General features: G+C 58.5%; 13 protein-coding genes and 1 pseudogene. 9 read left to right on the top strand and 5 right to left on the bottom strand.

The features are described 5' to 3' along the window. The first annotated feature begins 1 nt into the window (after position 1). Positions 2-3,190 carry a multidrug efflux RND transporter permease subunit gene (locus tag QT231_RS07355; RefSeq protein ID WP_308336263.1) on the top strand — a complete coding sequence of 1,063 codons (3,189 nt, stop codon included), beginning with the start codon at positions 2-4 and terminating at the stop codon, positions 3,188-3,190. Here the strand turns inward: QT231_RS07355 and QT231_RS07350 are convergent. After that, positions 3,163-4,104, bottom strand: a complete 942-nt coding sequence (locus QT231_RS07350; RefSeq protein WP_308336262.1) for a sodium-dependent bicarbonate transport family permease — start codon at positions 4,102-4,104, stop codon at positions 3,163-3,165. The two genes, QT231_RS07355 and QT231_RS07350, sit on opposite strands and share 28 nt — an antisense overlap. A 108-nt stretch (positions 4,105-4,212) precedes the next feature. Here QT231_RS07350 and QT231_RS07345 point away from each other — a divergent pair, with 108 nt between their 5' ends. The 3 genes from QT231_RS07345 to QT231_RS07335 all read left to right on the top strand — a co-directional run bounded on the left by QT231_RS07345 (position 4,213) and on the right by QT231_RS07335 (position 6,307). Further along, on the top strand, positions 4,213-5,172 hold the full coding sequence (locus QT231_RS07345) for a LysR family transcriptional regulator (RefSeq protein WP_308336261.1): 960 nt from the start codon (positions 4,213-4,215) through the stop codon (positions 5,170-5,172). A gap of 186 nt (positions 5,173-5,358) precedes the next feature. Then, a complete protein-coding gene (locus QT231_RS07340) occupies positions 5,359-5,829 on the top strand; it encodes a GFA family protein (RefSeq protein WP_308336260.1) in 471 nt (156 codons plus the stop codon). 148 nt (positions 5,830-5,977) lie between these two features. Then, the gene (locus QT231_RS07335) at positions 5,978-6,307 is read left to right on the top strand and encodes a four-helix bundle copper-binding protein (protein WP_308336259.1); all 330 of its coding nucleotides are present in this window, start codon (positions 5,978-5,980) and stop codon (positions 6,305-6,307) included. Positions 6,308-6,601: 294 nt separating this feature from the next. On the opposite strand, the gene QT231_RS07330 is transcribed toward QT231_RS07335, so the two are convergent. After that, positions 6,602-7,330, bottom strand: coding sequence for a CDP-alcohol phosphatidyltransferase family protein (locus QT231_RS07330; RefSeq protein ID WP_308336258.1), 729 nt, complete (start codon positions 7,328-7,330; stop codon positions 6,602-6,604). 360 nt (positions 7,331-7,690) lie between these two features. Between QT231_RS07330 and QT231_RS07325 the strand changes: the two genes are divergently transcribed. From QT231_RS07325 to QT231_RS07310, 4 genes and pseudogenes are all read left to right on the top strand, one after another. Then, a complete protein-coding gene (locus QT231_RS07325; protein WP_308336257.1) occupies positions 7,691-8,728 on the top strand; it encodes a zinc-binding alcohol dehydrogenase in 1,038 nt (345 codons plus the stop codon). Between the two features lie 26 nt (positions 8,729-8,754). Next, positions 8,755-9,153: a 6-carboxytetrahydropterin synthase gene (locus tag QT231_RS07320; protein WP_308336255.1), complete on the top strand. Its 399-nt coding sequence runs from the start codon at positions 8,755-8,757 to the stop codon at positions 9,151-9,153. After that, positions 9,150-11,087 (top strand): glycosyltransferase, encoded by a 1,938-nt coding sequence (locus QT231_RS07315; RefSeq protein WP_308336254.1) that lies wholly within the window; start codon positions 9,150-9,152, stop codon positions 11,085-11,087. The genes QT231_RS07320 and QT231_RS07315 overlap by 4 nt, the downstream gene beginning before the upstream one ends. 4 nt (positions 11,088-11,091) lie before the next feature. After that, a pseudogene (locus tag QT231_RS07310) lies at positions 11,092-11,991 on the top strand (YbhN family protein); the annotation flags it as partial. Between the two features lie 57 nt (positions 11,992-12,048). Here the strand turns inward: QT231_RS07310 and QT231_RS07305 are convergent. Further along, positions 12,049-12,660, bottom strand: coding sequence for a RibD family protein (locus QT231_RS07305; RefSeq protein ID WP_308336359.1), 612 nt, complete (start codon positions 12,658-12,660; stop codon positions 12,049-12,051). 331 nt (positions 12,661-12,991) lie between these two features. Here QT231_RS07305 and ribA point away from each other — a divergent pair, with 331 nt between their 5' ends. Further along, positions 12,992-14,095, top strand: coding sequence for a GTP cyclohydrolase II RibA (gene ribA / locus QT231_RS07300; RefSeq protein WP_308336253.1), 1,104 nt, complete (start codon positions 12,992-12,994; stop codon positions 14,093-14,095). Between the two features lie 46 nt (positions 14,096-14,141). On the opposite strand, the gene QT231_RS07295 is transcribed toward ribA, so the two are convergent. Both QT231_RS07295 and QT231_RS07290 read right to left on the bottom strand, forming a co-directional pair. Next, a complete protein-coding gene (locus tag QT231_RS07295) occupies positions 14,142-14,915 on the bottom strand; it encodes a creatininase family protein (RefSeq protein ID WP_308336252.1) in 774 nt (257 codons plus the stop codon). Between the two features lie 14 nt (positions 14,916-14,929). Beyond that, a complete protein-coding gene (locus QT231_RS07290; RefSeq protein ID WP_308336251.1) occupies positions 14,930-15,715 on the bottom strand; it encodes an FkbM family methyltransferase in 786 nt (261 codons plus the stop codon). Positions 15,716-15,773 lie beyond the last annotated feature (58 nt).

Here is a 15,773-nt window from a genome sequence, read left to right as displayed (position 1 = left end):
CATGAATTTCTCCCGTTTCTTTGTCGACCGACCGATCTTTGCGGCGGTGCTGTCGATTATTATCCTGGCGATTGGGCTGATCTCCATTCCCAACCTGCCAATCAGCGAGTACCCAGACGTGGTGCCCCCCTCGGTGGTGGTGCGCACGGTCTACCCGGGTGCCAACCCGAAGGAGATTGCCGAAACCGTGGCGACGCCGCTGGAAGAAGCCATCAACGGCGTTGAGGACTTGATGTACTTCAAGTCCGTCGCTGGCTCTGATGGCGTACTGCAGATGACCGTCACCTTCCGCCCGGGAACCGATGCCGAAGAGGCCGCCGTGCGGGTGCAGAACCGTGTTAGCCAGGCCGAGGCGCGGTTGCCGGAAGCCGTGCGTCGCCAGGGCGTCACCACCCAGAAGCAGTCGCCTACCTTTCTGATGGTTGTTCACCTCACCTCGCCGGGGGGCGAATACGACACTCTTTATTTGCGTAACTACGTGCGGTTGCATGTCAGGGATCGCCTAGCCCGGCTCGAAGGGGTAGGGGATGCCCAGATTTTCGGTGGCGGTGACTACGCCATGCGCGCCTGGCTGGATCCTGATCGCGTCGCTGCGCGTGATTTGACCGCCAGCGACGTGGTGGCGGCCATGCGCGAGCAGAATGTTCAGGTCTCTGCCGGGCAGTTGGGCGCCGAGCCTATTGAATCGAGTGATTTCCTGACCCTGATCAACGCCCGCGGGCGGTTGGAGACGGCCGAGGAATTTGGCGATATCGTGCTCAAGCGCGGTGACAATGGCGACATCCTCAGGCTATCCGACGTGGCCCGGCTGGAGATGGGCGCCGGAGACTATACCCTGCGCTCACAGCTGGACGGCAATAATGCGGTGGCCATCGGTATCTTCCAGGCGCCGGGCGCCAATGCGCTGGCGATCCGTGAGCAGGTAGTGGCCACCATGGATGAATTGTCTGAACAGTTCCCGGAAGGCGTTGAGTATGAGGCGGTCTACGACACCACCATTTTCGTCAGCGACTCTATCAAGGCGGTAGTGAAAACCCTGCTGGAAGCGGTGTTGCTGGTGGTGCTGGTAGTGACTCTGTTCCTGCAAACTTGGCGCGCCTCGATTATTCCGCTGCTGGCGGTGCCGGTGTCGGTGATCGGTACCTTTGGGGCGCTCTATTTGCTCGGCTACTCCATCAACACGCTGACCCTGTTTGGGCTGGTGCTGGCCATCGGCATTGTGGTGGACGACGCCATCGTGGTGGTGGAGAACGTCGAGCGTAATATCAGCGAAGGGCTCAATCCTCAGGCAGCGGCGCACCAGGCCATGAAAGAAGTTTCTGGCCCGATCATCGCTATCGGCTTGGTGCTGTGTGCGGTGTTTATCCCCATGGCGTTCTTGTCCGGGGTGACCGGGCAGTTTTACCGTCAGTTTGCGGTGACGATTGCCATCTCTACGGTGATCTCCACGATTAATTCCCTGACCCTATCGCCCGCGCTGGCGGCGATGTTGCTCAAACCCCATGACGCGCCCAAGGATCGACTTACCCGCATTATTGACGGGCTATTCGGCTGGTTGTTTCGGCCCTTCAACCGCTTCTTTAACGCCAGTGCCAACAAGTACCAGGGCGGCGTTGCGCGCTCCCTAAAACGCCGGGGCACGGTATTTGTGGTTTATGCGTTGTTGTTAGCGGGAACGGGTGTGATGTTCAAGGTGGTGCCGCCCGGTTTTATCCCGGTGCAGGACAAGCTGTACCTGATTGCGGGCGTTATCCTGCCGGAAGGTGCCTCCCTGGAGCGAACCGACCAGATGCTCCAGGACGTAGTGGATATCGCCATGGAGACCGAAGGCGTCGAGCACGCGATTGCCTTTCCCGGACTCAACGCCTTGCAGTTCACCAATACTTCCAACACGGGAGTGGTGTTTCTCACCCTTAGCCCCTTTGGCGAGCGCAGCCTGACCGCCGCGGAGATAAACGCCAGGATCAACCAGGGCATCGGCGGGCTGAAGGAGGGCTTTGCGTTTGCCTTTATGCCGCCGCCGATTCTGGGCCTCGGTAATGGCTCAGGCTATCAGCTGTTTATCGAGGATCGCGGCAATCTTGGCTACGGGGCGTTGCAGCAGGCAGTCAATCAGCTCCAGGGTGCCATTGCCCAGACGCCAGGGATGGGCTTCCCGATCAGCAGCTACCAGTCCAACGTGCCACAGCTGGATGCGGAGGTGGATCGGTTGAGGGCCAAAGCCCAAGGGGTGCCGCTAACCGAGCTGTTCGATACCTTGCAGACCTATCTTGGCTCAACCTACGTCAATGACTTCAACCGCTTCGGCCGCACCTGGCAGGTGATCGCCCAGGCGGACGCCCCTTACCGGGCCAGCGTGGAAGATATCGCTCGGCTACGCACCCGTAATGACCAAGGAGAAATGGTGCCAATCGGCACCATGGTGAATATCACCCAAACCTTCGGCCCCGACCCGGTATTGCGCTACAACGGCTACCCGGCGGCGGACTTGGCCGGGGAGGCGGATCCTCGTGTGCTTTCTTCTGCCCAGGCCATGGATGCCATCAACGCATTGGCGTTGGACGTGCTGCCGCCGGGCATGGCGTTCGAGTGGACTGACTTGAGCTACCAGCAGTCCACCCAGGGTAATGCCGCTCTGGTGATCTTCCCGCTGTCGATCCTGCTGGTGTTTTTGGTGCTGGCGGCCCTCTACGAAAGCTGGACGCTGCCTTTGGCGGTGATCCTGATTGTGCCCATGTGCATGCTCTCGGCGCTGATTGGCGTCTGGTTTGGCGGGGGCGACAACAATATCTTCGTGCAGGTGGGGCTGGTGGTGCTGATTGGTCTGGCGTGCAAGAACGCCATCCTTATCGTGGAGTTTGCCCGCGAGCTGGAGCTGCAGGGCAAAAGTGTCGTGGACGCCGCCCTGGAAGCCTGCCGACTGCGGCTGCGCCCGATCATCATGACCTCCATTACCTTCACCGCTGCCGTGCTGCCGCTGGTAATCGCCACCGGCGCGGGTGCCGAGGTGCGGGCGGCGCTGGGCACAGCGGTGTTTGCGGGCATGATCGGGGTTACCCTGTTTGGGCTATTCCTCACCCCGGTGTTCTACGTGGCGCTGCGCAAGCTCTCCGGCTCTCGGCCGCTGGTCAGTCATCACAGCTCGACGTTGGAGGGCACGCTTCACCCCGCCAGCCATCCCCAGAGTTGATGATAGAGCGGAATACCAATCAGCACATTGAAGGGGAAGGTGAGTCCTAACGACGCCAGCATGGCCAGGCCAATGTTGGCGTCTGGAATTGCGGCGCGAATGGCGACGGGGGCGGCAATGTAGGAGGCGCTGGCGGTCAGGCTTGCCAGAATAATCGCTGAGCCAGCGGGCAGCCCAAGCCAGTACGCCATCATCAAACCCAAGCAGGAGAGCACAACGGGTGCTGCCAAGGCAAAGATGATCAGGCGGCTGTGCCCCCAGCGCAGGCTGCGCAGCGTCTCTGCCGCGACCAGGCCCATTTCCAACAGGAACAGTGCCAGAATGCCCTGGAAAGCGTTGGTGTAAAGGCTGGTCACCGATTCGCCGGCATTCGGCCCGTATAACCAGCCGATCAAAACGCCGCCTACCAGCAGTATGACGCCGCGATTGGTCAGGGTTTCGTGCCACAGGCCTGACATCGACGTGGCTGAGCCTTCACGGCTAAAGCGCCGATAGAGCAAAATCCCGAGCATTATCGCCGGCAGTTCAAGCAGCACCAGATAAAGCGTTACCTGCCCGCCGGTCATCAGACTATGCGCTTCGGTATAGGCCAGGGCGACGGCGAAGGTACCGGCGCTAACCGAACCGTAGTGGGCAGCAAGGCTGGCGCTGTCTGCCAAAGAGAGCCGCACCAGGTAGCGAACAACGGGGAAGATGATCAGCGGGATTAAAATGCCCAGCAGGGTAACCCCGGCAAGCTCGATTAACAGAGCCGCATCCAGGCTCCCGTGCAGAGCCATGCCGCCCTTAAGACCAATGGTCAGCATCAGCAGCAGGCTCAAAATGTCATAAGCGGCTTTGGGAATGCTGAGATCGGAGCGCACCACACCGGCAATCACACCTAACACAAAGAACATCACCACAATATCCGGCACGGGAAATCTCCTGAAAAGTTGGTCGGGCGGCTACTTTAGCGACCTCAAGAGATTGATGAAAACAAATAAACTTTATATAGTCATAGATGATTATCTATGGTGTAAGCGATGAAAGTACGACAACTGACCTTCCGCCTGCTGCAGGTCTATGCCGACGTGGTACGCACAGGTTCGATTACCGCCACCGCCAATCGGCTTCATCTGACCCAGCCAACGGTGTCTCAGCAGTTGAAACGGCTGCGGGAAATTGTCGGCGAACCCATCGTGCGCCAGGAAGATAGCCGCGTAGTGCCCACAGAGGTCGGCCAGGCGCTCTATCAGCTAAGTCAGGACTTGCTCAGCCGCGCCGATGTGTTCAGCCAGTATCTGGACGAATACAACCGCGGCGGCCGCGGCCATTTTAGTATTGGTCTAGTGAACACCGCCCAATACGTGCTGCCGCGATTGTTGGGGCCCTTCAGTCAGGCTAACCCACAGGTAGACGTCACGGTTGAGATCGGTAATCGTCAGCAGATGCTCAATCGCTTTGAGCGCCACGAAGACGATCTCTACGTATTTAGCCACCCGCCTGCGGACGACGCCGTAATGGCCGCGCCTTTTCTGAGCAATCCGCTGGTGGTAGTAGGGCCCGAAAATAGCCGTTGGGCGAATGTAAACGACCTCACCATGGAGGCCTTGAAAGAAGAGCGTTTCCTGCTGCGTGAACCGGGCTCGGCGACACGACATACCTTTGATGCCTGGCTATACAGCGCGGGTATCGAGCTGCGCTCTACTCAGCAGATCGCCAGTAATGAGGCGATCCGGCTGGCGGTGGCCTCCGGGATGGGGCTGGCAGTGCTGTCCCGCCACGTAGTGGCGGATTCGCCCAAAGGTGTTCAAGAGCTGCCTTTGCAAGGTTTCCCGCTGAAAAGCCGCTGGCATTTTGTTGTGCGCAGAGAGCGTCGTTTACCGCCTGCCGCCTATCGTTTTTTAAGTTTTGTGCAAGGCTCTCTGGCCCAAGCGTTTGACGAACCCGAAGGGGAACTGGCCGTGGCCGAACTGCTGCAAGCCTTAAAGACTGAGCGTTGAAACGCTCCCCCCAACAGCAACCATCATTCCCGTTGAAAGCGACGGAGATCCTATGCGCTAAGATGTTAGGAGTGAGCTTAAAAGAGAGCTTAAAAGAGAACTTAAAAGAGAGCTGAAGACCGCACTCGGTTCATGCAGTCGCGCTTCGATACTTATTTTGAGTAACCGCTGCAAACGGAGGTAACTATGCTGCTCAAAGGATCATGCCACTGCCAGGCCGTGACGTTTAGTGTAAGGTCTCAGCATCCCTACCCATTCAACCGTTGTTACTGCTCTATTTGCCGTAAAACGGCAGGTGGCGGCGGCTATGCCATCAACCTCAGCGGCGATAGTAAAACCCTCAATGTGAGTGGCGATGAGCACATCTCGATCTACCGAGCGGTCATTAATGGTGTGCAAAGCACGGGAGAGCGGCATTTTTGCAAGCATTGCGCTACGTCGCTATGGGTTTATGACCCTGACTGGCCCGAACTTGTACACCCTTTCGCCTCAGCAATCGATACACCTCTGCCAACACCACCCAAGCGGACACACATGATGTTGGGAAGCAGGGCGGATTGGGTTGAGGTAAATGCCCAGTTCCAGGATAAATGCTTCGATGAGTACCCGGATGAAAGCCTTGCCGAGTGGCACCAGCGCCTGGGGTTGGAGTGTTAGAGCTCAAGTGGCGCAGCTTGCTGCGCTTGTATTGCAAGCTCTCTGTTCTACTCTTTTAAATGGGTTCTTCAGGAACTCACCATGCGGTTTGTCACGCCTGTTCAGGTAGCAGGCCGTGCGTTCGCTTGATGACAAGGAGGGTAGAAAGATGGAATTTGAAAAAAATAAGTCATGTATTGAAGCGTGCAATGTGTGTGCGGTTTATTGTGACTCTTGCGCAGCGGCCTGCTTGCAGGAAGTTGATGTAAAAATGATGGCAGAGTGCATCCGTTTGGATCGGCAATGTGCACAGATATGCCGCTTGGCAGCCTCTTTCATGGCTCAGGGGAGTGAATACGCCAAGGAAATCTGTCGGATATGCGCTGATATGTGTAAAGCATGCGGCGATGAGTGTGCCAAACACGATGCTGAGCATTGTCAGGAGTGTGCCAAAGCGTGCCATCATTGCGCCAGTGAGTGCGCTGCGATGGCTGCCTAAGACGCATAAAAGCCTAATTGATTAAGCAAAGCCAGCTTTCATGCGCAGTGAAAGCTGGCTTTTTTGTATTTTCATCGATATCAAAGAATGCATAAAAAAGAGTGAGCCTTCTGCAATAAGGAAATCACTGCGTCATCGTAGACAACGGGTACACCCCTACGAGGTAATACCAGCACTAGGTCATACGCGCGACGGTCTCCCAGTAAACGAAATAACTAGAGTCAGGAAGAAACAGCTTATCCAAGCCGTTACCGCTCGGAGCCGCCAAGCGGCTCGCTAATAAGATGCAGCGTGCTAGGAGCGCTGTGTTTTTCGGTACAGCCACCAAACGTCAAAACCAAATGAATAGGTAAGAGATATCAATGCGCTAATGGCGAGCAGGCTGGCAAGAAGATGAGACGTGAGAGGTGTCAACGCCAGCAGTAGTGCTATCACTTGCCAGACACAAACAGCCTTGCGTCGAAAGCTGGCAAACAGCGGTTTTGAGAGCCACGGGAACTGCCAGCTGGCAGCAATAAACAGGTAGCGCATTCCGCCTATTAACAGCACCCAAAGCCCCAGCGATTCCAGCCGTAGCAAGCCTGCACACAGTAGCAAAATCAGTAGGGCATCCAGCTCCATATCAAAGCGCGCACCGAACCGTGTGTGGCTTTTCGTGCGTCTGGCAATCCAGCCATCAACACCATCCAATAGCAGAGCGACCACCGCGATCGTCAGCCATTGCCAGATACCGCCTACAAAGGCATTGTCGGCGAGCGCGCCGGCCACGAGAGCAACCAAAACCGCTCGGGCCAACGTGACTCGGTTTGCCCAGCCTAGTGAGCCGTAAGGCCAGAAGATGATGACCAGGGTGGATATAAATATGTAGAAGCCTATAGCCACCCCCCAGTTTGCGGCAGTCACCATTAAGAGCGGCAGACCTTTGCCCAAAAATATCAGCAACATGCCGCCCAACAGTAGCTCTGCAGCGCCATAGAGACGTTTAGGCAGGGTGTAAGATGAAGCGTTAGAGAAGAGTGGCATGGTGTCTCACGAAGCGGAATCGTTGTCCGCAGTTGAAATAAATGATGCAACTATTTTTATATGTACCATTCTTGTAGAAGAAGGTAGGGTTGTCCATAGGATCAAGAAATGGATGGGTTAGTTTCAATTGTTCCAAATGGTTAATCGAATATTTTCTTTTCACCCGCTACGCTGAAGATGGTGAACCATTGAAAACTGTTCTGCCCAGGGCCATGCAAAGCATGGTCACATATTACGCTTGGAGGCTGAGTCACACGACGTGCCTCTTACTCCTAACTTGCAGCGCAATGGTGCCAAGCCACATTCAACGGAATGAAAGAGAGCCCGGATCAAGTGGGCTCGTAACGAAAAGGAACGCTTATGTCGGCGCCTGACGATGTTGACCATAAAGCCTATGTTGGTCATAAAGCTTATGTTGGCTCAAAAAGCTGTGCCACAGCCTTTTGGGTAACCAACCCGGCACAAGGCGAGCTGCGTAGCGAACAGTTTGCTGCGCCGACCCAAGACCAAGTGCTTGTGCGCACCTTGTACAGCGGTATCAGTCGTGGCACCGAGTCGTTGGTGTTCAATGGCCGCGTGCCCGAAAGTGAATTTTTGCGCATGCGTGCCCCCTTTCAGGCGGGGGAGTTCCCCGCACCGGTCAAATACGGTTACTGCAGCGTTGGTCGCGTTGAGCAAGGGCCTGAGGCGCTTCTAAACAAGACCGTTTTTTGCCTGTTCCCCCATCAGGATTACTACGTTGTGCCTGCTTCGGCGGTGCTGGAAGTGCCCGCCGGCGTACCTGCGAAGCGGGCTGTCTTGGCTGCCAATATGGAAACTGCCATTAACGGCGTGTGGGACGCCGAGCCGATGCTGGGTGAACGGGTGAGTGTGATTGGCGCGGGCGTGGTGGGTGCGTTGGTAGCGTACCTGTGCGCCCAGGTGCCCGGCGTTACTGTCCAGTTGGTCGATATCAACCCTGAACGTCACCAGCTCGCTGAGCAGTTGGACGTGGCTTTCTGTACCCCCGAACAAGCTGTCCAAGACCAGGATTGCGTGATTCACGCCAGCGGCCAGACCGCGGGCTTACGCCAAGCGCTTGAATTAGTCGGCAGCGAAGGGCGCATTATCGAAATGAGCTGGTTTGGCGAGGGGGACGTCGCGATTCCGTTGGGCGGCGCTTTTCACTCCCAGCGGCTGACGCTCAAGGCTAGCCAGGTGGGTCAACTGCCGCCCAAGCTGCGTCCCCGCTGGGGCTACCAGCGGCGCCTTCAATTAGCGTTGGGCCTGCTGGTAGACGAGCGGTTGGATGCACTGATTAGCGGCGAAAGCGACTTTGACCAGCTCCCCATGCTGGCCCCTAAGCTGTTTGGCCCAGGCAGCGCTGAGCTCTGTCACCGCCTGCGCTACCCCTCATAACTTATTTAGCCCTACTTGGAGTCTCTATGTTTCGTTTATGTGTTCGTGACCACTTTATGATCGCCCACAGTTTTAATGGCGAGATATTTGGCCCCGCTCAGCGCACTCATGGCGCTACCTATGTGGTGGATGTGGTCTTTCAGCGTCCTGAATTGGATGAGGATGGCCTAGTCATCGATATCGGTCTGGCTAGCGAAACGGTGAAATCGGTACTGGCTGACTACAACTTCAGCAACCTGGATGAAGTGCCTGAGTTTGAGGGCAAAAACACTACCACCGAGTTTATGGCCAAGGTGATCTTTGACCAGCTCGCCAAGGCGATTGGTGAGGGCAAAATGGGTACCACCGCCAAGGGGATTACCCATATGGAGATCAAGCTGCATGAATCCCATGTGGCTTGGGCCAGCTTCGAAGGCGCGCTATGAGTCAGCGCTTCACCTTAGTCGTTGCCGGTGACCCCGCTCAGCGTACGGGCGGCTATATTTATGACGCCCAGATTGTCTCGGCTTTGCGTGACCAGGGCTGGGAAATTGAAGTGGTTGGCCTAGCGGGCCGCTTCCCCGACGCTGATGCCGAGGCGGCGTCAGCCCTCTCTCAGGCCCTTGAGTCGCTTCCCGACCAGTCAGCGGTGGTAATTGATGGTCTGGCCATGGGGGCGTTGCCGGAGGTGATTGCGCAGCATGCCCAACGGCTGGAAATCACCGCCTTGCTGCACCACCCCTTAGGCGATGAGCTGGGCCTTGATGAGGCCGAGCAGCAGCGCTTTCATCGCAGTGAGTTAACCGCCCTTGACCACGTGGCACGGATTATCGTCACCAGCCAGTTTACCGCCCGGCGCTTATCTGAGCTGGCTGCCCACTACGCTCTCCCCCTCAACGCTAATGTAACAGTGGTTGAACCGGGCGTGGCCCAGGCACCGATTAGCTCCGCAGCTGAACCTGGTGAAACCTTACGTTTGCTGTGTGTGGCAACGCTAACGCCGCGCAAGGGGCAGGATATCCTGATAAAAGCGCTCTCGGGCGTCGCCGGTGACCACTGGCAGTGTGACTGTTATGGCGGCGCACGTGACCTTGAGTTCACTCGGCGCGTAGAGCAACTGATTGAGCAGAACGGCTTACAGGACTGCGTGCGCCTGCATGGCGAGTGTGATAGCGAGACGCTGGAAGCGGCTTATCGCAATGCCCACGCGCTGGTGCTGCCCTCCTGGTATGAAGGCTATGGCATGGTGGTCACCGAAGCCCTGGTCCACGGCCTGCCGGTGATTACTACCACTGGTGGTGCGCTGCGCGATACCTTGCCTGCGGGTGCCGGGCTAAGCGTTGAGCCGGGAGATAGTGAGGCGCTTCAAGACGCTTTGAGCCGTTTTTGTCATGACGAGGAGTTACGCCAGCAACTGCGCCAGGGCGCTGCCCAGGCCCGGAATGCGTTGAGTGACTGGCAGGCTGCGGGCGCTAAGTTTGCCGCGGCGTTAACCGCGCCCAGCGATACTGTATCTTTACGCGCAGGGAGCCAGTTTGAATCCAACTGGCTGGCGCTGCGCGAGGAAGCCGACGTTGTGTCCCGTAGCCAGCGTCTTGCGGCGCTTGCCTCAGAGTGGCTGAGCGCGTACACCCCTACACCCCTGATAGCGGATCTTGGCTGCGGTCGGGGCAGTAATCTGCGCTTTTTGGCGCCGCACCTGAACGGCCAGCAGCGCTGGAAGCTGATCGATCACGACGCTATTTTGTTAGCCCAGGCGCGCCAGCGAGCCGCCGGGTTAAGTAATCGCCGAGGGCAGCCTGTAGCCGTTGAGAGCCATTGCGTATCGCTGGAAGCGCTGACCGATGTGCCGCTCGACGATGCGCACCTCGTCACCGCATCGGCGCTGCTGGATCTGGTTTCCCAGCAGTGGATCGACGCCTTGGTGGCCCGCATTGCCGGGCAGCAGCAGGCACTGCTGATAGCGCTTAGCGTGACCGGTGAGTGGCACTTTATTGATCCTCACGGCGCGCCGGTGGTGGATGACGAAGACCATTGGCTGCTGGCGCTGTTTATTGCTCACCAGCATCGCAATAAAGGCCTAGGCGATGCGCTGGGCGGTCAGGCTCACCAGGCATTAGTCAGCGAGTTAGAGGAGGCTGATTATCGCGTTGAACAAGCCGAAACGCCATGGCAGCTCGCTGCGGGCAGTCAAAAGCTGCAACCGCTGATGATGGCGCTGCTCGAGGGGTGGGCCGAAGCCGCCACCGAGCAAGCTCCAGAAGCCGCGGCGCGGATTGCCACTTGGCTGCAGCAGCGTCAGCAAGCGGTGGCCAATGGCAAGCTGGGTATTTGGGTAGGGCACCGTGACCTGTTTGCTATGCCTCAGGAAGAGGCGTAAGTCGATGGGTCTTGCTGAGCGTTGGCAAACTCGCCTAACCAGCCCGTGGTTTCGCCGCGGGCTGGTTAGCGCTGCGTTATTGATAGCGGTGGCGCTGTGGGTTGAACCCCAGGCTGTCGTGGCGGAGGTGCAGCGTTTCTCGGCAGAGTGGGTCGTACTGGCGCTAGCCATCAGCACGCTGCAAATCATGCTCTGCGCCTGGCGCTGGCAGTTGACCGCGGGACTGATCGATGTCCCGCTGCGGTTTGCTTATGCCCTGCGTGAATACTACTTGGCGTTGCTGGTCAATCAGCTTCTGCCTGGCGGCGTATTAGGCGACGCTGGGCGGGCGCACCGCCATGCCACCCAAGCGCCCTCTAAGGGGCGGGCCTGGCGAGCGGTGATTATTGAGCGTGCCTCGGGGCAGATCGCTGTAGTAGTGCTCACGTTAACGGCGTTGCTGCTTTCACCGCTCTGGCATGCTGCGCTGGGAGGAGCGTTGATCACAGCGGTGGGCTTAAGCGCATTAGCTACTCTTGCGGCGGTCATCGTCAGTGGTTTACTGCTGCGCCAGCGTTTTGGTCACTGGTTAGCAAAGCTGCCGCACTGGTGCCAAGCTCTGGCTCACGATGTAAGACGAGGTCTTTTGCGACAAGGGGTGTGGCCCCAGCAGTTGCTCTCGTCACTGGTGATCGTGCTGAGCTACGGTCTGGTTATGGTCTGTGCGGCTCGGGCAATTGGGGTTGAGTTACCGGCGTTACAGGTGCTGGCACTGACACCGGTACTGTTGCTGGCCATGCTAGTTCCGTTTTCGGTAGCTGGCTGGGGGCTACGCGAAGGCGCCGCTGCGGGTGTCTGGGCGCTGGTCGGCCTGCCGCCCGCGCAGGGCGTGGCGGTGTCGTTGTCCTACGGGGTGTTGGTGCTGCTGGCGAGCCTACCGGGCATCTGGGTGGCACTGAGCCATCGCGAAAAAGCGCAGCCTTCAAGCGGTGGTATCCCGCAATCGCAGATCGAACAGGGTGTCGTCACCACAGCGGAAAGTCCGCGAGGGCGGGCGCAGCGCACTCTCAAGGGTCTCAATGGGCGTCATTTTCAGCCCTGGCCTGCCGGAGCCAATCAGCAGCGGGGCGACCAGCAGGTGCAGCCGATTAACGGCGCCCGCCTCGATAAACTGAGACACTGTAATGCCGCCGCCCTCTATCAATACCCGCGGCAGGCCTTTGTTGGCCAGCAGAGTAACAACATCGTTGGGGGTGAACTGACCGCTGGCATTCAGCGGCAGCACACAGCGCTGAACATGGGCGTCACACCCCGTCAGCGCCACATCAGGCCCCACAATATGCAGCGTCGGGGCGCTATCGCTGCTCAGCAGTGCCAAGTTGTTGGGAACCCGGCCACGAGGATCGAGCACCACCCGTGTCGGATTGCTGCCGCTAACGTGGCGCACGGTCAACTGCGGGTTATCGGCGCTGGCGGTACCCGCGCCGACGACTACGGCATCGACCAGGGCGCGCAGGCGATGCAGGTGAACCAGACTTTCATGGCCATTGATGTAGTGGGAATGTCCGCTCTCCGTGGCGATGCGGCCATCCATGCTCTGCCCCAGTTGGGCCACTACCCACGCAGGCCGACTGGCCAGCGGGGTCAGGCAATCGAGCAGCTCACGCGCCTCAGCGGTAACACTTTGAGCCGTTTGCCACTCGCCGGTTGGCGCTACGTCAATGGCCACCTCGCAATGACGCTGATGACGCAGGGCCAACAGCCACTCCCAGGCATCGGCCAGCGCAATAATGTCGAGATGGGATTCGGGCATGACGCCTCCGTGCTAAAAAATTCGCTTAATCATGCGGGCTCTGGTCTGTTGAGAGCAAGTTGTTTAGAGCAAGCATGCACCACCCCCCTTGTAAGGAAGCCAGGAGGCCTATATGTACCAGATTGAACGCGCTATTTTCGATATTCGTCGAGGCTTGCCTGTGGTGGTGAATGCCGGTGAGCAACGGTTGCTAGTGCAGGCGCTGGAAGGCAGTGAGTCAGTCGAAGCACTTGCCCAGTTAGCGGGCGAGCGGCCTTCACTGGTGCTTACCCGTCACCGCCTGGCGGCGATGGGTATAAAGGTAACCGCTGAAGCAGCCTGCTTGCCGTTGGCTGCTCATATTAGCCCCCACGAGCTGCATGGCCTGGCCACAGCGGAAGCGCTTTCGCAGCCTGCTGGAGGGCTTATCAGCGGGTTAAAGCCTGCAGGGTTGGCCGAACGAGGCGCGGTGACATTGATGCGCCGTGCGCTGCTGATTCCTGCAGCGCTGTGTGCCTTTGTGAGCGAAGAGGCCTCAGCGGCTATTGAACAACAGCTGGCAGAAGGGCGGTTGCTGCAAGTCACCGCTGAAGACGCTGAGCGCTGCCTTGCCGGGGCGCCGGGTATGCTCAAACGGGTAAGTGAGGCGAATATTCCCCTTGAGGATGCTGCCGACAGCCGTTTTGTGCTTTTCCGCGAGCCGGACGGTCTGCGCGAGCACGTTGCGGTGGTGATCGGTAAGCCGGAGCGCTGGGAAGGCGCGGTGCCACTACGCCTTCACTCGGCATGTTTAACCGGCGACCTGTTTGGCAGCCTGCGCTGTGACTGCGGTGAGCAGCTACGCAACGCCGTGGCGGATATTCAAGCCATGGGTGGCGGCGTGCTGCTCTATTTGGCCCAAGAGGGCCGGGGCATTGGCCTGGCTAATAAGCTGCGCGCCTACACCTTACAGGATGGTGGCTTGGATACCGTGGATGCGGATCAGGTACTCGGTTTTGGTGACGATGAGCGCCAGTACTCCGTGGCAGTGGATATGCTGAATGCCCTCGACATTGACCAGGTACAATTGCTGACCAACAACCCCTTGAAGATGGAAGCGTTACGCCAGGGCGGCATCGAGGTGGTCTCCCGCCAAGCGCTGTATGGCAGCGTCACCGACCATAACCAGCGCTACCTGAATGCCAAAGCCACCCGTGGTGGACACTTGTTGGAGGACGTACTATCCGGCCAGCGTTGAACCTGATGGGGCCTCGCTAGAACGGTTCCCTGCTGTTTCAGCGATGTTAGTTGGCCAGCGGTGGCAAGTGTGCCGTTTCCGCCACCACGGCGGCCAACTGGCGGGCGTAATGCTGCACCAACTGTTCGCCTAATTCAGCGCTGGCGTGGCGGGCATCGCCAGCGACACCGTGAGTGCTTAAGTCTTCCGCTAACCAGGAAAATGCGGCAGCGCCTTCTGCGCTCACCAATGCATCGCCTTTGGGGGCCGCAGGCGCTGTGGCCTGGTAGCCACCCAGCTTTACAAGGGTCGGTGCCAAATAGCGCATCATGGCGGTTTCGAGTAACCCCCCGTGCAAGCCGTAGCGAAGCTCTTCGGCCTCAATAGCACCTTCTAAAGGCGGCAGCCGCGTGTAGGTCGCTTTGACGACGCGCATGCTATGTCGCCGCCGCAGCGTTAACCCCGCTAAATCCATCACCGCCTTATTGCCACCGTGGCTATTAAGCAGTACCAGGCGGCGGATACCTGCCCGGGCTAAGCTGTCGCCGTAGGCTTCCAGCGTGGCAATGGCCAGCGGTGCAGGCAGGCTGAGCGTGCCGGGGAAGCTGGCGTGCTCGTCACTGGCGCCTACCGCAATCGGCGGTAGGCAGATAACGTTCAGGTTCGGATCTAGTTCTTCTAACATGGCGGCCTGCAGCCCCTCGCCAATGGTCAGGTCGGTGGCTAGCGGGAGGTGGGTGCCGTGCTGTTCAATGGCCCCAAGTACCAGTACCGCCACAGGGTCGCGTTGGGCGAAGTCAGCAAGCTGCGGAGCGGTGAGGGTTTGCCAGTGGTGAATCATTAATACACAACCTGTTAGTTAGCGTTGTTCGTCAGTAGCGGATGGTCAGAGCGACAAGCGTAAATATCGCCAGATGGTAATTTTTCGGCCCCTGCGTTTAGCCACTCGCTAACCGCTTGAGGCGTTTGCCACTCTACCCAGCGGAAGTGGCGCTGTTCGCCAGCCACCACGTTGTAGCGGTACTCGCCAAGACGGCTTAAGTGGTTAACGCAGTCCTGGTTGACCTCCAGGGCGCCGGCCACAAACTCCACCGACAATGCCGCTACTGGGCAGCTTAGTCCTGCTAGAACCTCCGCTTCAAAACCCTCAACATCGATTTTGATAAAGCTGGGTTCGCCGTATTCTTCGATTAACGCATCCAGTGTGGTCACCGGCACACGCAGCTGTTGCTCCCAGCGTACCTGGCTAAAGCCTGGGTTGCGTTGACCAATTTGGTCACGCCATTTGGTGGCAAGCGTGGCAAGGGTCGGGTTGCTGGGGCTAATAGCAATCTCGGCAAAGCCTGCCGTCGGGCCTGCCGCCATCGGTAGCAGGGTAATGGTCGGCGGCTTCACCAGGCGCTTAAACCACTTGGCTAGGTCGGGCTGGGGCTCTAGCGCCACTACACTGGCGCCCAGTGCATGAAAAGCCGCGCTACGGTCGCCTAGGTGCGCGCCAATATCAAAGGCAACGGCCCCTGGTTGAATGAAAGGCTGGTAGAGACGCTGTAGTCCACGCTGGCGCCCCGGGCGCCAGTAAATAAACAGCGAGCGGGCTAGCCCACCCGCGCTACGCAGTCGTTGAAGCGCCATGCGCCGCATTAGTTAGGCTCCCAGGACGGGCATGCCTTTATCCGCAAAGATGTTGGCGGTATAGGGT

This window comes from Halomonas sp. SpR1, assembly GCF_031010175.1.
Lineage (GTDB): Bacteria > Pseudomonadota > Gammaproteobacteria > Pseudomonadales > Halomonadaceae > Vreelandella.
The sequence above is the reverse complement of the archived record's forward strand: the minus strand, read 5'-3'. Positions and strand labels throughout refer to the sequence as shown.

Coding starts and splice junctions, on each gene's coding strand:
- QT231_RS07355 (WP_308336263.1), top strand. CDS start 2: ATGAATTTCTCCCGTTTCTTTGTCGACCGACCGATCTTTGCGGCGGTG.
- QT231_RS07345 (WP_308336261.1), top strand. CDS start 4,213: ATGAAAGTACGACAACTGACCTTCCGCCTGCTGCAGGTCTATGCCGAC.
- QT231_RS07340 (WP_308336260.1), top strand. CDS start 5,359: ATGCTGCTCAAAGGATCATGCCACTGCCAGGCCGTGACGTTTAGTGTA.
- QT231_RS07335 (WP_308336259.1), top strand. CDS start 5,978: ATGGAATTTGAAAAAAATAAGTCATGTATTGAAGCGTGCAATGTGTGT.
- QT231_RS07330 (WP_308336258.1), bottom strand. CDS start 7,330: ATGCCACTCTTCTCTAACGCTTCATCTTACACCCTGCCTAAACGTCTC.
- QT231_RS07325 (WP_308336257.1), top strand. CDS start 7,691: ATGTCGGCGCCTGACGATGTTGACCATAAAGCCTATGTTGGTCATAAA.
- QT231_RS07320 (WP_308336255.1), top strand. CDS start 8,755: ATGTTTCGTTTATGTGTTCGTGACCACTTTATGATCGCCCACAGTTTT.
- QT231_RS07315 (WP_308336254.1), top strand. CDS start 9,150: ATGAGTCAGCGCTTCACCTTAGTCGTTGCCGGTGACCCCGCTCAGCGT.
- QT231_RS07305 (WP_308336359.1), bottom strand. CDS start 12,660: ATGGATGGCCGCATCGCCACGGAGAGCGGACATTCCCACTACATCAAT.
- ribA (WP_308336253.1), top strand. CDS start 12,992: ATGTACCAGATTGAACGCGCTATTTTCGATATTCGTCGAGGCTTGCCT.
- QT231_RS07295 (WP_308336252.1), bottom strand. CDS start 14,915: ATGATTCACCACTGGCAAACCCTCACCGCTCCGCAGCTTGCTGACTTC.
- QT231_RS07290 (WP_308336251.1), bottom strand. CDS start 15,715: ATGCGGCGCATGGCGCTTCAACGACTGCGTAGCGCGGGTGGGCTAGCC.